The 15,361-nt window shown below is 73.3% G+C and carries 15 protein-coding genes and 2 pseudogenes; 10 read left to right on the top strand and 7 right to left on the bottom strand.

All coding sequences use genetic code 11. From position 1 onward, the window contains the following. Positions 1-441, bottom strand: a pseudogene (locus NH602_RS17765) (chromosomal replication initiation protein DnaA); the annotation flags it as partial. 507 nt (positions 442-948) lie between these two features. Between NH602_RS17765 and rpmH the strand changes: the two are divergent. From rpmH to NH602_RS17720, 9 genes are all read left to right on the top strand, one after another. Then, entirely contained in the window at positions 949-1,086 is a 138-nt protein-coding gene (rpmH, locus tag NH602_RS17760) for a 50S ribosomal protein L34 (RefSeq protein ID WP_020622600.1), read from the top strand. A 27-nt stretch (positions 1,087-1,113) separates the two neighbouring features. Continuing rightward, positions 1,114-1,500, top strand: coding sequence for a ribonuclease P protein component (gene rnpA / locus NH602_RS17755; protein ID WP_073573710.1), 387 nt, complete (start codon positions 1,114-1,116; stop codon positions 1,498-1,500). Between the two features lie 41 nt (positions 1,501-1,541). Continuing rightward, positions 1,542-1,907, top strand: coding sequence for a membrane protein insertion efficiency factor YidD (gene yidD / locus NH602_RS17750; protein ID WP_073573709.1), 366 nt, complete (start codon positions 1,542-1,544; stop codon positions 1,905-1,907). 40 nt (positions 1,908-1,947) lie between these two features. Continuing rightward, positions 1,948-3,093, top strand: coding sequence for a membrane protein insertase YidC (yidC, locus tag NH602_RS17745; protein WP_253068373.1), 1,146 nt, complete (start codon positions 1,948-1,950; stop codon positions 3,091-3,093). A 155-nt stretch (positions 3,094-3,248) separates the two neighbouring features. Continuing rightward, complete coding sequence (locus NH602_RS17740; RefSeq protein ID WP_100880756.1) at positions 3,249-3,740, top strand: R3H domain-containing nucleic acid-binding protein; 492 nt, start codon at positions 3,249-3,251, stop codon at positions 3,738-3,740. Further along, complete coding sequence (gene rsmG / locus NH602_RS17735) at positions 3,737-4,411, top strand: 16S rRNA (guanine(527)-N(7))-methyltransferase RsmG (protein WP_062399027.1); 675 nt, start codon at positions 3,737-3,739, stop codon at positions 4,409-4,411. Before NH602_RS17740 ends, rsmG begins: the two co-directional genes overlap by 4 nt. Before the next feature lie 70 nt (positions 4,412-4,481). Beyond that, positions 4,482-5,375 (top strand): ParA family protein, encoded by an 894-nt coding sequence (locus NH602_RS17730; protein WP_073573706.1) that lies wholly within the window; start codon positions 4,482-4,484, stop codon positions 5,373-5,375. A gap of 1 nt (position 5,376) precedes the next feature. Next, a complete protein-coding gene (locus NH602_RS17725; protein ID WP_073573705.1) occupies positions 5,377-6,348 on the top strand; it encodes a ParB/RepB/Spo0J family partition protein in 972 nt (323 codons plus the stop codon). 1,782 nt (positions 6,349-8,130) lie between these two features. Continuing rightward, positions 8,131-8,619: a hypothetical protein gene (locus NH602_RS17720; RefSeq protein WP_253068372.1), complete on the top strand. Its 489-nt coding sequence runs from the start codon at positions 8,131-8,133 to the stop codon at positions 8,617-8,619. A 46-nt stretch (positions 8,620-8,665) separates the two neighbouring features. Here the strand turns inward: NH602_RS17720 and NH602_RS17715 are convergent, their stop codons facing one another. Both NH602_RS17715 and NH602_RS17710 read right to left on the bottom strand, forming a co-directional pair. After that, entirely contained in the window at positions 8,666-9,616 is a 951-nt protein-coding gene (locus tag NH602_RS17715) for a D-alanine--D-alanine ligase (protein ID WP_253068371.1), read from the bottom strand. An 89-nt stretch (positions 9,617-9,705) separates the two neighbouring features. After that, positions 9,706-11,076, bottom strand: coding sequence for a PLP-dependent aminotransferase family protein (locus NH602_RS17710; RefSeq protein WP_237454203.1), 1,371 nt, complete (start codon positions 11,074-11,076; stop codon positions 9,706-9,708). 272 nt (positions 11,077-11,348) lie between these two features. Here NH602_RS17710 and NH602_RS17705 point away from each other — a divergent pair, with 272 nt between their 5' ends. Continuing rightward, the gene (locus tag NH602_RS17705) at positions 11,349-12,038 is read left to right on the top strand and encodes a GNAT family N-acetyltransferase (RefSeq protein WP_253068370.1); all 690 of its coding nucleotides are present in this window, start codon (positions 11,349-11,351) and stop codon (positions 12,036-12,038) included. 85 nt (positions 12,039-12,123) lie between these two features. Here NH602_RS17705 and NH602_RS17700 read toward each other — a convergent pair whose 3' ends face one another. The 4 genes and pseudogenes from NH602_RS17700 to NH602_RS17685 all read right to left on the bottom strand — a co-directional run. Beyond that, on the bottom strand, positions 12,124-13,284 hold the full coding sequence (locus tag NH602_RS17700; protein ID WP_073573702.1) for an N-acetylmuramoyl-L-alanine amidase: 1,161 nt from the start codon (positions 13,282-13,284) through the stop codon (positions 12,124-12,126). Positions 13,285-13,486: 202 nt separating this feature from the next. Next, positions 13,487-13,813 (bottom strand): thioredoxin, encoded by a 327-nt coding sequence (trxA, locus tag NH602_RS17695; protein ID WP_020622767.1) that lies wholly within the window; start codon positions 13,811-13,813, stop codon positions 13,487-13,489. Positions 13,814-13,863: 50 nt separating this feature from the next. Continuing rightward, positions 13,864-14,877 (bottom strand): thioredoxin-disulfide reductase, encoded by a 1,014-nt coding sequence (gene trxB / locus NH602_RS17690; protein WP_253068369.1) that lies wholly within the window; start codon positions 14,875-14,877, stop codon positions 13,864-13,866. A gap of 192 nt (positions 14,878-15,069) precedes the next feature. Further along, positions 15,070-15,361: pseudogene (locus NH602_RS17685) on the bottom strand (hypothetical protein); the annotation flags it as partial.

Here is a 15,361-nt window from a genome sequence, read left to right as displayed (position 1 = left end):
GTGTGCGGGACGGGTGCCGTGGTCCCCGTCGGCCGACGCGGCCGGGTCGTCGCCGGCCCGGTCACCGGTGCCGGTGTCGCGGACGCTGTCCCCCGCGGTGACGCCGCGGTGCATGCCGAACCCGGGCGGGTCGGGGACCTCGGTGCCGCCGGACGCCGCGGAGGCGTCGACGACGACGGCGAGGTTGACCGCCACACCGAGGTGGCGGCCGAGGGCGTCGCTGATCGGCCTGCGCAGGATCCGCTCGATGGCGTCCTTCGCGAACTCGCTCGGCGCGGCGAGCAGTGCGGTGCCGTCGAGCAGGCCGAGGGGACGGGTCAGGCGCAGGAACGCGCGCTGCTGCGGGGAGAGGGCGGGTGTGCCGGACTCGGCCGACGCGCCGGAGAGATCGGCGATGACCCGGTTCCAGACCGCGCCGAGATCGCCCGGCTGGTCGGTCATCCGCGTTTCCCCCTCCCGATCGACCGCCGCCGGCGGTCTGCTCCCCCCGGAGCACTGGCGATGAGCCGTCCGGACACGAGGACTCGGCCTCGGGGGCGATGTATCCCCAGAGTTGTCCACACTTGTGCGTAAAGGTACGCAGCAGGTCCCGGCCGACGCGCATCGGGGCACCGGCCGTCGGTCGTGTGGAGGTCTCGGTCGGGGTGCGGGCGGTCGTTACTCCCGCGCCGGTCCCGGGCGGGGTCGGCGACGCTAGCAGCAGCCGTCGTGGCGGGCGTCCGGCGGGGTCGCGGCGCCCGGTGGGGGCGGTTTGACCCCCTCGAAACGCGCTGCGTACCCTTGACGACCGGACACCTGGTCGGATGGGCGTGTCGCGCCCGTCGAACGCGGCTCCCCGCATCTGTCGTTGTGGAGCGTCGTGTGGCCGGTGGCCCGCGAACCCGAGCCAGTGACCGTAGACATCTCGGCGTCGCAGGACGCCTGCGAACCGCCGACCAGGAGCCGACCGTGAGCAAGCGTACTTTCCAGCCGAACAACCGCCGCCGGGCCAAGACGCACGGCTTCCGGCTGCGCATGCGCACCCGCGCCGGCCGCGCGATCCTCGCCGCGCGCCGTCGCAAGGGGCGCGGCAACCTCTCGGCCTGACGGCCGGCGCCCCCACCGGCCCGCGCCGTGCTGCCGGCACACGCCCGGCTCACCCGCCGGCCCGAGTTCGCCTCGACGATCAGGCGCGGACGACGTGCCGGCCGGTCGAGGCTGGTGGTGCATCTCGACCTGACCCGCCCCGGCGGCGTGCCCGAGCACGCCTCGCCGAGGGCGGGTTTCGTCGTGAGCAAGGCCGTCGGCAACGCCGTGGCCCGGCACCGGGTCTCCCGGCGGCTGCGCCATCTGGTCGCGGACCGTCTGGCGGCGCTGCCCGCCGGCGCGGCACTCGTCGTCCGTGCGTTGCCGCCCGCCGGTGAGGCCTCGTCCGCCGAGCTGGCGGCCGACCTCGACTCCGCACTGCGCGCGGCGCAGCGGCCGCGCCGTCCGCGCCCGGCCGCGGACGGCCCGCGATGAGCACGACACACGACGCGGCCCCGACGGGTGAGGAGGCTCCGATGGACGACGGAGAGCTCCCCGGCGCACGGCCCGGTGTCGGCGCGCGGGCCGCGATGGCCGCGGTGCGCTGGTACCAGGTGTGGATCTCCCCGAACCTGATGCCGAGCTGCCGGTTCCACCCGAGCTGCAGCGCGTACTCGGTCGAGGCGTTCCGCGAGCACGGCTTCGTGCGCGGTCTCGGCCTCACCGTGTGGCGGTTGCTGAAGTGTGCCCCGTGGCACCCTGGCGGGTGGGATCCGGTGCCGCCGCGCCGGCGGCGCAGCGACGGGGTCCCGCGCAGCGGCACCGAACCCGATCCCGGGCCGGAGCAGACGTCCACCGACCCGCCCCGGACCGAAGGCCTCTCACGCGGTACGGACCGCTGACCCGCGGGCCCCGCCCGAGACCACGAGGAGCAACGCAGCAGTGCTGGACTTCATCTACTACCCCGTCAGCTGGATCATGTGGGTCTGGCACAAGGTCTTCGGCTTCGTCCTGGGCGACGACAACGGGTTCGCCTGGGCGCTGTCGGTCGTCTTCCTCGTCTTCACGCTGCGCGTCATCCTCTACAAGCCGTTCGTCGTGCAGGTCCGCTCCATGCGCAAGATGCAGGAGATGGCCCCGGAGATGCAGAAGCTCCGGAAGAAGTACGCGAACGACCGCCAGAAGCTCGCCACGGAGATGCAGAAGCTCCAGCAGCAGAACGGCGCCAACCCGCTCATGGGCTGTTTGCCGATCCTGGTGCAGATCCCGGTGTTCATCGGTCTGTTCCACGTGCTGCGCGAGTTCAAGCCGGGCAAGACGGAGAACTACGTCTTCAACGCGGCCGAGAACGCCTCGTTCGTCGACTCGAGCCTGTTCGGCGCGAAGCTGGGCTCGGCCGTCTGGCCGCTGCAGAACACCGCGTCCGTCGCCGAGCTCGGTGGCAACCTGGTCTCGCAGTGGATCGTGATGATCCCGCTGATGATCGCGGCCGGCATCTTCACCCACATCACCGCGCGCCACTCGGTCGCCCGCCAGCAGGCGCAGATCGCCGCCGGCACCGTCGCGGCGAACCCGCAGGCCGAGATCATGCAGAAGCTGATGCTCTACGTGTTCCCGATCGGTGTCGTCGTCGGTGCGCCGTTCCTGCCGCTCGCGGTCCTCTTCTACTGGGTCGCCAACAACCTGTGGACCCTCGGCCAGCAGTACGTCGTCTACCGCAAGATCGACGCCGAGGAGTCGGACAAGGCCGAGAAGGCCACCGAGTCCGCCAAGGCCCGCGCCCCCCGCCCCGGCCAGAAGCCGCTCCGCGACGCCCGTCTCGGCTCCGCCGAGGACGTCCGCGAGGTCGCCGACGAGCCGATCCAGCCGGCCGAGGAGGAGGCTGCCGAGGCGGCGTCCGAGACCCGCGCCACCGGATCCGACGGTGCCTCCGCCGACACCGGCACGTCCCCCGGCGGGCAGCGCAACGGCACGGCCCGCAACGGGAACGGCAACGGTTCCGGTAACGGCAACGGCCAGAAGAAGCCCGGGGCGAAGCCGGTGCAGAAGCGTCCGGGGGCGAAGGCCCGGCGCGGCAAGCGTCGCTGACCGTCCCACCGCACCACCCCGACAGACCCCGGCGCGCCCCGCCGGCCCCGGCGGACCCCACCGCCGCGCGGGCCCGGGCGCGACGGACCGCGAACCGTTGACGAGAGGAGTTGCGCGTGCCCACCACCGCCAAGGAGCCCGCCGAGGGGCCGGACGTGCAGGACAAGCCGTCCGGCGAGAGCCTGCTGATCCAGGAGGGCGACGTCGCAGGTGACTACCTGGAGCGCCTGCTGGACATCCTCGACTACGACGGCGACATCGACCTCGATGTCGAGGGCGGCCGCGCCATCGTGAGCATCGAGGGCGCCGAGGACGACGCCGACCTGCAGAAGCTCGTCGGCGACAAGGGGTCGGTGCTGGAGAGCCTGCAGGAGCTGGCCCGCCTGGCAGTCCAGCAGCAGCTGGGCAGCCGCAGCCGGCTGATGCTCGACATCGCGGGCTGGCGGCGGCACCGCCGCGACGAGCTCACCGAGCTCGGCCTGGAGACCGCCCAGGAGGTCAAGACCAGCGGCGAGTCCGCGCGGCTGCGACCGATGACGCCGTTCGAGCGCAAGGTCGTGCACGACGCCGTCGCCACCGTGAAGGGCGTCGTCTCCGAGAGCGAGGGCGAGGAGCCGCGTCGCCAGGTCGTGGTCCACAAGAAGTGACCACCTCCCCCATCCCGACCCCGGAGGTCGCGGAGAAGGTCTTCGGCGACCGGACCGGGCTGGCCGTCCGCTACGTCGAGCACCTCGCGACCTCCGGGATCGAGCGCGGGCTGATCGGCCCGCGCGAGCGGGACCGGCTGTGGGACCGGCACGTGCTGAACTGTGCGGTCCTCGGTGAGGTCGTGCCCGCCGACGCCCGGGTCGCCGACGTCGGCTCCGGTGCCGGGCTCCCCGGGATCCCGCTCGCCCTGGCCCGGCCGGACCTGCGGATCGTGCTGATCGAGCCGCTGGCCCGCCGGGTGGAGTGGCTGGACGAGGTGCTGGGCGACCTCGGCCTGGACATCGTCGTCGAACGGGGGCGTGCCGAGGAGAAGCCCGTTCTGCGACGATGGGAGGGGGCCGACGTCGTCACCGCCCGGGCCGTCGGACCGCTGGCCCGGCTCGCGGGCATCTGCCTGCCCCTGCTGAGGCAGGGGGGTGCGATGCTGGTGCTGAAGGGCGCCTCCGCCCCGGACGAGATCGCCCGCGACGCCGCGGCGGTCCGTGCGCTCGGAGGGGGCGAGCCCCGGATCCACGAGACCGGAGCCGGTGTGGTCGATCCGCTGACCACGGTGGTCGAGATCCCGCGGACCGGCGCGCCCCGCCGCAACCGGAGGAAGGAACGGCGATGATGGGTGCCGGAGCGCCGTTTCACGTGAAACACCGACCGGGCACGAACCGTCCAGGAAGCGAGGGTCGCGCATGAGTGCCGGATGGACCCCCATCGCGGACGAGGCCGAGCGGGCCGCACGCGTCCTGCACCCCGACCGGCACGGCATGCCCCGCCCGGCCGCGCGCCGTGTCATGGGCGTCGCGAACCAGAAGGGCGGGGTCGGGAAGACGACCAGCACGGTCAACCTCGCCGCGGGCCTGGCCCTGCACGGCATCCGGGTGCTGGTGATCGACCTCGACCCGCAGGGCAACGCGTCCACCGCACTCGGCGTCGAGCACCGCACCGGCACGCCGTCGGTGTACGAGGTGATGCTCGGCGAGATCCCCCTCGAGGAGGCCGTCGCGGTCAGCACCGCGTCGCCGAACCTGCTCTGCCTGCCCGCCACGATCGACCTGGCCGGCGCCGAGATCGAGCTCGTCAGCATGGTCGCCCGGGAGTCCCGGCTGGCCCAGGCGCTGAACGACGAGACGCTGTCCCGGCTCGACGTCGACTACGTGCTCATCGACTGCCCGCCGTCGCTGGGGCTGCTGACGGTCAACGCGCTCGTCGCGGCGTCCGAGGTGCTCATCCCGATCCAGTGCGAGTACTACGCGCTGGAGGGGCTCGGGCAGCTGCTGTCCAACATCGACCTCGTCCGGTCGCACCTGAACACCTCGCTGCACGTGTCGACCATCCTGCTGACCATGTACGACGGCCGCACCAAGCTCGCCGACCAGGTCACCTCGGAGGTCCGCCAGCACTTCGGTCCGACGGCGCTGCGCACGGTCATCCCGCGCAGCGTGAAGGTCTCCGAGGCCCCCGGCTACAGCCAGACCGTGCTCGCCTATGACCCCGGCTCCCGCGGTGCGATGAGCTACATCGACGCGGCCCGGGAGATCGCCGAGCACGGGGCGAGCGGCGTCTACCGCCCGGACGGTCGCTGAGATGGCCGAGCGCAAGGGTGGACTGGGCCGCGGTCTCGCCGCGCTCATCCCCACCGGCCCGTCGGAGTCCGGTGACCGGCCCGGGAACAACGGGCCCGGCGCACCCCTGCACCGCCCGGCTCCGGCCGTCCGGCGCGACGACCACGAGCCCGAGACCCCGGTCGTCGACGGCGGCGCGGAGTACCGCGAGATCCCGCTGCGGCGGATCGTGCCCAACCCCAAGCAGCCGCGGACCCAGTTCGACGACGACCAGCTCGCCGAGCTGGAGCACTCGATCCGTGAGTTCGGGCTGCTGCAGCCGATCGTGGTCCGCCGGGCCGGTGTCGACTACGAGCTGATCATGGGCGAGCGCCGGTGGCGTGCGGCCCAGCGCGCCGGGCTGGAGACGCTGCCCGCGATCGTCCGGCACACCGCCGACGACGTGATGCTCCGCGACGCGCTCCTGGAGAACATCCACCGCGTCCAGCTCAACCCCCTCGAGGAGGCGGCCGCCTACGAGCAGCTGCTCGCCGAGTTCGGCGTCACCCACTCCGAGCTCGCCGACCGGCTCGGCCGCAGCCGGCCCGTCGTCACCAACATGATCCGGCTGCTGAAGCTGCCGGTGTCGGTGCAGCGCCGGGTCGCCGCCGGCGTGCTGTCGGCCGGGCACGCGCGCGCCCTGCTCGGTCTCGAGGACGCCGGGCAACAGGAGGATCTCGCCACCCGCATCGTCGCGGAGGGCATGTCGGTCCGCGCGACCGAGGAGGCCGTCGTGTTGGCGCGGCACTCGGGACCTCCGCAGGAACGCCGGGTCCGCCGTCGCGGCGATCAGCGCCCGGAGTTCGTCGAGCGCGCCGACCGGCTGGCCGACATGTTCGACACCCGGGTGAAGGTCGAGATGGGTCAGCGCAAGGGCCGCATCGTGGTCGAGTTCGGATCGGTGGAGGACCTCGACCGGATCACCGGGCTGATGGGGATCAGCGAGCGCGACTGACCGGACACCACTCCCCTCCCCCGACGGCCGTCGTCCCCGTGGACGGCGGCCGTCGGTCTGTCCGGGCACGGGGGTGGCGGCGTGGTGTGACGCGCTGGACGGCTTCTGAGGGCGCCCTCAGACGGCCTCTGAGCCTTCGGATGCGTGGCAGGTTGGTGGGGAGGCCGGGGCGGGTCTCAGCAGTCGTGTGGGGCCGCTGAGCCGTTGGATCTGCCCGATTGGTCGCTTTTCTCGGCATGTCGATCGGTGCCGGGGTGCGTACTGGCCGGAACACGCCTGATCAGTCGTACGTATGTTTGAACTCGCCCGGCATCGATGGTGGTCGCGCGTGGATCGGCTCGTGGTGGGTCCCGGGCGACGGTCGTACGGAGTGCTCATCGGCCGGGCTCGGCCGACGAGCGGGACGGGGCGTGCGCCCCGGGGTCGCGTGGCTCGTGCGGAGCTGGGGCCCGCGGCTCTCCCCGGCGGTCTCGGTACGGCAGGTGATCGGGTCCGCGGCGGACGGCGTCGATGTTTCACGTGGAACAGCGACGGAGGTCGTGGCGGGCGTCGGGCAGCGCGTCGGGCTCGGTCTCGTGAGCGGGTGGCCTGCGGATGCCGCAGCTCCGGGGCGCTCCGCCCACGCTGCGAGATCAGCCGCGTCGCGATCCCGTACGCGCCGCACGGACACGGCGACCGGTCGAGGTCTCCTCCCGCCGAGGGCGGCCTGGGCGGTGCGGGCCTCGTCGCCTGGCGGGACGGAGGACCTCGTCGCCGTGTACCGGGTGCGCGCGACGCCGACCCGTGCGCCTCCGCGGCGCTGTGGGGCTCGTCCGAGGTGGCAGCCGGAAGCACCCGGTGGGATCGCCGCACCTCGGCATTCCCGGTGGAGTCCGGCCGGTGTCGCCGTCCGGTGACCGTGTCGGGGACGCCCGGCCCGGATGCGCCGACCCGGTGTGCGGCGGCCGGTATCCGGGATGACCCCGCGTGCCGCGGCGTTGAAGCCGGCCACCGCGTCCGGCCCACAGGCGGCAGGTCCACCGATGCCCGGCCCAGGAGCGCTCGCCCGGGATCGCCCGGCCCAGGAGAGCCCGGCGGCCTGCGAGTGCTCGGCGCGGGAGTGCTCGGCCCGCCGGCACGACTCCGGGGCGCGAACCCGGACGCGGCCCGGGCCGTGCGGGACCGGACAGTGCGGGACCGGACAGTGCGGGACCGGACAGTGCGGGACCGGACGGCGCAGAGCGGGGCGACCCACTGCGACAGACTCGGGCGCACACCGAGCGGCTCCGACCCCGCCCGCCCGACCGATCCGACCGGCGTCGCGTGCGTGTGTTTCACGTGGAACACCCCGACGCCCCGGGATGGCCCGGTGCTCACCGACGCCGAGCTCGCCGCTCGCACCGACCGCGCCGTCGACACCGCGGTCTCCGCCGCGCGGGACCACGGCTACCGCCCCGGCACACCCCGCGTCCTGCACGACCTGTTCTCGGTCGTCGTCGCACTGGAGCCGGAGCCGGTCGTGGTGCGTGTCCCCACCGGCCTCCCGCCCGGCCTCGATCCGGCGGGACAGGCGGAGCAGCAGCCGCGCGAGATCGCGGTCTCCCGATGGGTGTCGGACGCCGGGCACCCGTGGTCCGGCCCGCACACCCCGCGACCCGTCGCCGCCGGGGGCCCGTCCCTCACCTTCCGGGAGCGCCGGACCGTCCGTCGGCCCCGGACGGCCCGCCCGACGCCGGTGCGAGCGCCGCGACGGTCGCCCGGCTGCACACCGCGCTACGACCGTGTCCGGTCGAGCTGGACTGGATGCACCCACTCGACGACTCGGTCACGGCGATGCGCGACGCGCTGCGGCACGACACCACCCACGTCTCCCCCACCGACCGCGACCGCGCGCTGCGGGAGTGGGCGACGATCCTCCCGGTGCTCGGTGACGAGGCGGGTTGCGCCGACCGGTTCCCCGGCACACGCCCGCAGCCGGTGCACGGGGATTCGCCGGCCTGCAACGTCCTGCGGACCCCGGACGGTCCGTACGACGCCGACCTCGAACACGTCTGCGTCGGACCGGTCGAGTGGCACCTGACCTTCGCCGTTCCGGAGGTCGCCGCCGCCTCCGAGCGGGCGGCCGACCGCCCCGTCGATGCCGAGCTGCTCGCTCTCTGCGCGGCGGCCCGGCTCGTGCAGCTCGTCGCCTGCGTCGCGATGGTCCCGCAGCAACCAGGTCTCGGGGACGGGGTGAGCCCGCTCCTGGAGGTGTGGCGGGCTCCCGAGCCCTGGGCCGGTGTGCTCGGCTGATGTTCCACGTGGAACCACGCCGCTGTGGTTTCACGTGGAACACCGCTCAGTCCTGCCGGGCCGCCGCGCGCTCGACGAGCGCCAGGTACACCGTCGCGAGGTCGGAACCGTCCGCGGACACCGCGGTCGGGAGCAGCGAGGTGTCGGTCAGGCCCGGCGACACGTTCATCTCCAGGACGTGCACGTGACCGTCGGCGTCGACGATCGCGTCGGTGCGCGACACGTCGCGCATCCCCAGCAGCCGGTGTGCGGCCAGGGCGGCGTCGGCCAGCGCGTCCAGCACGTCCGACGGCAGCCGCGCCGGGCAGTGGAACGTGGCCGCACCGGGTGTGTAGCGGGACGTGTAGTCGTAGAACCCGGACGGCACCTCCACCTCCACCGGCGGCAGCGCGCGGGGCTCCTCCCCGTCGTGGACGACCGACACTGCGACCTCGGTCCCGGCGACGAACCGCTCGACGAGCACCGTCTCGGCGTAGGCGAAGCAGCTGACCATCGCGGCCGGCAGGTCCGCCGCGTTCCGGACCACCTGCACACCGAGCGCCGAGCCGCCCTGGTCCGGCTTCAGCACCAGCGGCAGCCCGAGGCGCTCGACGATCGCACCGAGCACGCCCTGCGCGCCCAGCTCACGGAAGGTCGAGTGCGGCAGCGCGACCCAGTCCGGCGTCGAGAGGCCCGCGCGGACGAGTTCGGTCTTCACGCTCGGCTTGTCCCACGCCCGCCGGCACGCCCCGGACGGCGTCCCCACGAAGGGGATGCCCAGCAGTTCCAGCACCTGCTGCACGGCGCCGTTCTCCCCCTCGCCCCCGTGCAGCGCGACGGCGACCGCGTCCGGCCGGTCGGTCGACAGCCGCTCCAGCAGGCGCGCGTCGACGTCCCACTCGCGTACGTCGACACCGTTCGCGCGCAGCGCACCCGCCAGTCGACGACCGGATCGCAGGGACACCTCACGCTCGTGGGACAGGCCTCCGGCCAGCACGGCCACCGTTCGATCGCTCACGCGGGCATTCTGCGCCATGAACGGGAACGCCCCGGACCGGGAGCCGGTCCGGGGCGTTCCACGTGAAACATCGCCGTCGTCGGACGGCGTCAGGTCGTGTCCGGCGACGGGCTCTGGGTGCCCCGGGTCAGCTCGGGGCGGACCGGTGTCCCGAACGTCCGCACGACCTCCATCTCGGCCTCCAGCACCGCCGCCAGCCGCCGCACGCCCTCGGTGATGCGCTCGGGCGTCGGGAAGCAGAACGACAGCCTCAGCTGCCGGCTGCCGAAACCGTCGGCGTAGAAGCCGGTGCCGGACGCGTACGCGACCCGCGCGGTGACCGCGCGGGGCAGCATCGCCTTCGTGTCGACGCCCTCCGGCACGGTCAGCCACACGAAGAACCCGCCGTCGGGGACGTTCCAGGTGCAGCCCTCGGGCAGGTACGTCTCCAGCGCGGCGAGCATCGCGTCGCGGCGCTCGCGGTAGTTCTCGCTGAACGTCTTGATCTGGCTGCGCCAGTCGTGGTGCGACAGGTAGCGCGACACCAGCATCTGCGTGAACGACGGCGGGCACAGCGTCGCCGACTCCGCGGCCAGCACCAGCCGGTCCCGCACCAGCGGCGGTACCAGCGCCCAGCCCACCCGCAGCCCGGACGCGAACGTCTTCGAGAACGACCCCAGGTACAGCACGTCCGGGTCGTACGAGCGCAGCGCCGGGTGCACCTCGCCGTCGAACCCGAGCATCCCGTAGGGGTTGTCCTCGACGACCATCACGCCGTAGCGGCGGCACAGCTCCAGGATCCGCGGGCGCCGCTCGTGCGCCAGCGTCACGCCGGCCGGGTTGTGGAAGTTCGGGATCGTGTACAGGAACTTCGGGACGATCCCCCGCCGTGCCAGCGACTCCAGCGCCTCGTGCAGCAGCTCCGGGACCAGTCCGTGCTCGTCCATCGCGACGTGCACGACCCGCGCCTGGTAGGCGGCGAAGCTGCCCAGCGCGCCGACGTAGGACGGTCCCTCGGCCAGGACGACGTCGCCGGGGTCGACGAAGATCCGGGTCAGCAGGTCGAGGGCCATCTGCGAGCCGACGGTGACGACGACGTCGTTCGGGTCGGCCTCGATGCCCTCCTCCCGCATGACCTCGCAGATCTGCTCGCGCAGCTGCGGGACACCCTGGGCGGAGCCGTACTGCAGCGCGGACATGCCGTCCACGTCGACGAGCTCGGCCACCTCACGGGCGAGGGACTGCAGCGGCAGCGCCGCCAGGTTCGGCATGCCACCGGCCAGCGAGACGACCTCGGGACGGCTCGCGACGGCGAACAGGGCCCGGATCTCCGACGCCGTCATCCCGGCGGTACGGGTCGCGAAGCGCTCGGTGGGGGCGAGCGGGACCACGGCCCCCTCCCCTGCCGCCGCTGCCTGCGCGGCCGCCGCGGCCGCGGAACGGCGGACGTCGGGCTGCTGCGGGCGGTCGGGCAGGGTCATCGCGTGCTCCTCTGCGAGGGGAAAAGGCTCGCCGAGTGTAACCGCGACGGGTGATCGGCCCGCCCTTCGTCGTGACGTTCGTACCGGTGGGCCCTCTCGGGGTGACGGGATCGCGAGAATCCACCTAGTCTCGGGCTGCGCGGGGTCACCGGACCCGGGGGCAGCCAGGGGGACGGTTGCTCCGGCGCCGGGGTCGGGACCACGCCCCGGACGGGCCGGGCCGTGCAGCAGCGCGTGCATCGCGCGACGACGACATCCGGAGGTCGGATTCCGTGTCCTGGCACGTTGCCGCGCTCAACCTCGACAACCTCGGCGATCTGCCGAAGCGGTGTCGCAACTGCGTCTACTGGGAGCTTTCGCCCCAGCTCGCCGACCAGACCGAGGGGTACGGCACGACCGACCTGGAGAAAGAGGCCTGGCTGTCGGAGGTGCTCCTCGAGTGGGGCTCCTGCGGCCGGGTCGTCTACGTCGGCGGTGCCCCCGCGGGGTACGTGCTGTTCGCGCCGCCGGCGTCGGTCCCCCGTGCCACCGAGATGCCGACCGGACCGGTCAGCGCCGACGCCGTCCTGCTGACCACGATGCAGGTGGCCCCGGAGTTCGCCGGCGAGGGACTGGGCCGGGCGCTCGCCCAGGCCGTCGTGAAGGACCTGACCCGACGCGGGGTGAAGGCCGTGGAGGCGTTCGGCGACGCGCGTCCCGGCACCGAGTCCGACTGCGTCGTCCCGGCGGACTTCCTCCGCTCGGTCGGATTCAAGACCGTCCGCCCGCACCACCGCTGGCCGCGGCTGCGGATGGAGCTGCGCTCGGGTCTGGAGTGGAAGTCCGACGTCGAGGCCGCGCTCGAACAGCTGTTCAACACGGTGACCATCCCGATGCAGACCGCGGCGCCGCGCCCGACGGCGACACCGGCCCGCGCGGGGTCCTGCCAGCTCTCGTTCGTGCCGCCCGCAGAGACGATCTGAGGGCGCTCTGAGCGGGCCGTGGGCGGCCTCGGTGGCCCGACCCCGGGTGAGGGGCCGGGCGGGGCACTGCGGGCCGTGACGGGCCTCAGACGGCCCGGATCTCGTCCCTCGCGTACTCGCGGGCCAGCACGTCGTTGAAGGTGAACGTGCCGGTGGGCTGGTCGTCCTGCCCGAGCAGGTACAGCCGTTTGACGGCGACGAGGATGCCCTCCGCGACGACGTCGCGGAAGCCCGGGTCGAGCAGCTTGCGGCGGTCCCCGAGGTGGGTCAGATACCCGACCTCGACGCGGACGGCCGGCATCCGGGTCCGGCGCACGAGCTCCCAGGTGCACGTCTGGCTGCGGCAGTCGAGCATTGAGGTCCGGGTGAGCAGCTCGCGCTGGATCAGCCCGGCGAGCGCCTCGCCGACGTTCGACGTGGTGCCCGACCCGTTGCCGAAGTAGTAGGTCGCCAGACCCTGCGCGTGCGGGCTGAAGCTCGCGTCGGTGTGCAGCGACACGACCATGTCGGCACCGACGTCGTTGGCGAACTGCGCGCGCTCGGTGTCCGGCGGGTTGCCGTTCTCCGGGCGGGAGAGCAGTGCCTCCATGCCGGTGGCCGACATGCGGCCGACGACCCGGCGGGCGAGGTCCCACATCAGGTCGGCCTCGGTGACCCCGCCGACGTCGACACCGCGGTCGTGCCCGCCGTGCCCCGGGTCGATGACGATGCGCTTGCCGCGCATCCGCGGGCCGGCCCGGCGCAGCAGCTCCTGCTCGCGCATGAGGTGCGGACGCCCGCCGGTGACCTTGCGGCCGAGCTGGCGCAGCGCGCGCAGCGTCTCCGGGCCGCAGACACCGTCGGGGGTCATGCCGTAGTCACGCTGGAAGCGGATCAGGGCCTGCTCGGTCTGCTGGTCGAACAACCCGCTCGGCCGGCCCGGGTTGTACCCGAGCTCGAGCAGGCGCTCCTGCAGGTGGGCGACGTCGTCGCCGGTGGTGGGGGTGGAGAGCGTGAACGACAGCATCCGGTCGCCCAGGCTCCAGCCCGCCTCCCGCAGTGCGCGGGCGGTATCCGGTCCGACGATGCCGTCGGTGATCAGGCCACGGCCCTGCTGGAACATGCGGACGGCGCGGTCCACGCCGTCGTCGAACATGTCCTGGGCGCGCGAGCCCGGCGGAACCGCCGGGAGCAGACCGAGCTGTCCCAGCGTCGTCCGGATCTCGCGTACGGCCGGACCGCAGTCCCCGCGCCGGAGCAGCTGCATGCACCCCTCGCTCGCAGTCGTGAGGCGCCGTGCGACGCCCGTGATCGGTCGGTTTCGCCCGGTGACCGGACGCGTGCCGGACTCATTGTGCCCTGCCCCGCCCCCGGAGGAGTGCAGCGGGGCGGATACGCGCGTGTCCCGGTTGTGATCAACCGGGACACGCAGCGTTATCTCCGTGCGCTATACGGCGCACGGACAGTGATCAGATGTGGTCGGCGAGATCGGCGAGGAGTGCCGCCTTCGGCTTCGCGCCCACGATCTGCTTCACCGGCTTGCCGCCGGAGAACAGGATCATCGTCGGGACCGACATGACCTGGTAGTCGCGGGCGACCTCCGGGTTGGCGTCGATGTCGAGCTTGGCGACGGTCAGCTTCTCGGAGTTCTCACCGGCGATCTCGTCGAGCACCGGGGCGACCATCTTGCACGGGCCGCACCAGGTGGCCCAGAAGTCGACCAGGACGGGCTTGTCGCTCTTCAGGACGTCCTGGTCGAACGAGCTGCTGGTGACGTCGACGGTGTTGTTGCCCATGGGGTTCTCCTTCGGTCGCGGATGCGGGTCTGTCGGGTGCCGGTGGGCGGTCAGTGCGCGGCGTCGGCCACGGCGGCCGCCGGGGCGGTCTCCTCCGAGCCGTAGCCGCCGCCGGCCAGCTCGGGGCTGACCTCGTGGCCGGCCAGCCAGCGCTCGGCGTCGATCGCGGCCGAGCAGCCGGAGCCCGCGGCGGTGATCGCCTGGCGGTAGGTGTGGTCGACGAGGTCGCCACAGGCGAAGACGCCCGGGACGTTCGTGTAGGTGGTACGTCCGTCCACCTGCACGTAGCCCTCGTCGTCGACGTCGACCTGGCCCGCCACCAGCGCGCTGCGCGGGTCGTGGCCGATCGCGACGAACATGCCGGTGACGTCGAGCGTGCTGGTCTCACCGGTCACGGTGTCGCGCAGCTGCAGCTGCCTCACCGAGCCCTCGCCGGTCACCTCGGTGACCTCGGAGTTGGTGCGCCAGCGCATCTTCGGGTCGTTCTGCGCCCGCTCGTACATGATCTTCGAGGCGCGGAACTCGTCCCGACGGTGGATGACCGTGACGGTCTCGGCGAAGCGGGTGAGGAACGTGGCCTCCTCCATCGCCGAGTCGCCGCCGCCGATGACGGCGATGTTCTGGTCCCGGAAGAAGAACCCGTCGCAGGTGGCGCACGAGCTGACGCCGCGGCCGAGGAGCTCCTGCTCGCCGGGGACGTGCAGGTAGCGCGGGGCGGCACCCATCGCGAGGATCACGGCGCGGGCCCGGAAGGTCTCCTTGCCGACCCGCACCTCCTTGACGTCGCCGTCGAGCTTCACCTCGTCGACGTCCTGCGGGCGCAGGTCCGCACCGAAGCGCTCCGCCTGGCCCCGCATCTGCTGCATGAGCTCGGGGCCCATGATCCCCTCGGTGAAGCCCGGGTAGTTCTCCACCTCGGTCGTGGTCATCAGGGCGCCGCCGAACTGGCTGCCCTCGAACACGAGCGGGGCGAGCTGGGCCCGCGCGGCGTACACCGCAGCGGTGTAGCCGGCCGGCCCGGACCCGATGATGATCAGGTTGTGCACCGTGTCGTCGGTGGTCACCGGTACCGATCCCTCCTGGCGCGCCCGGGCGACGGGCGCGATGACGGGGCCTGCGGGTGCCGGCCCGGGTGGCCGGCTCCTGCGTCGTGGCTGCCGTATGGCTCGAACGCGATCCTAGACACGGGCATTCCCGCTCGTCGGTGCCGCCGGACGTGGGCCGCGTGACCCGGGCGTCGCCGGTGCCCGGCCCGGTCAGCCGGTGGTGGTCTCGGCGAGCACGCGCGCGGTGCCCGGCCCGCAGTCCGGCGGTACGGCGACGAGGCGGTAGCGGCCCCGTTCCGGTCCGCCGAGGACGAGCAGGACCGCCGGGCGGCCGTCGACGGAGTGCGGGCGGGCCGTCAGGAACGGAGCATCCGTTCGCGGGTCGCCCGCGGCCGCGAGGCAGGCGCGGGCCCGGGCGGGGTCGTCGAGCGCGCCGACGGGGACGTCCGCACCGGCGGCCGCGGACCGGAGCTCCTCCGGGGCGGTCCCGGCGATCGGGACG

The sequence above is a fragment of the Pseudonocardia sp. McavD-2-B genome, assembly GCF_024124365.1.
Lineage (GTDB): Bacteria > Actinomycetota > Actinomycetes > Mycobacteriales > Pseudonocardiaceae > Pseudonocardia > Pseudonocardia alni.
This window is presented reverse-complemented; position numbering and strand designations above follow the sequence as displayed.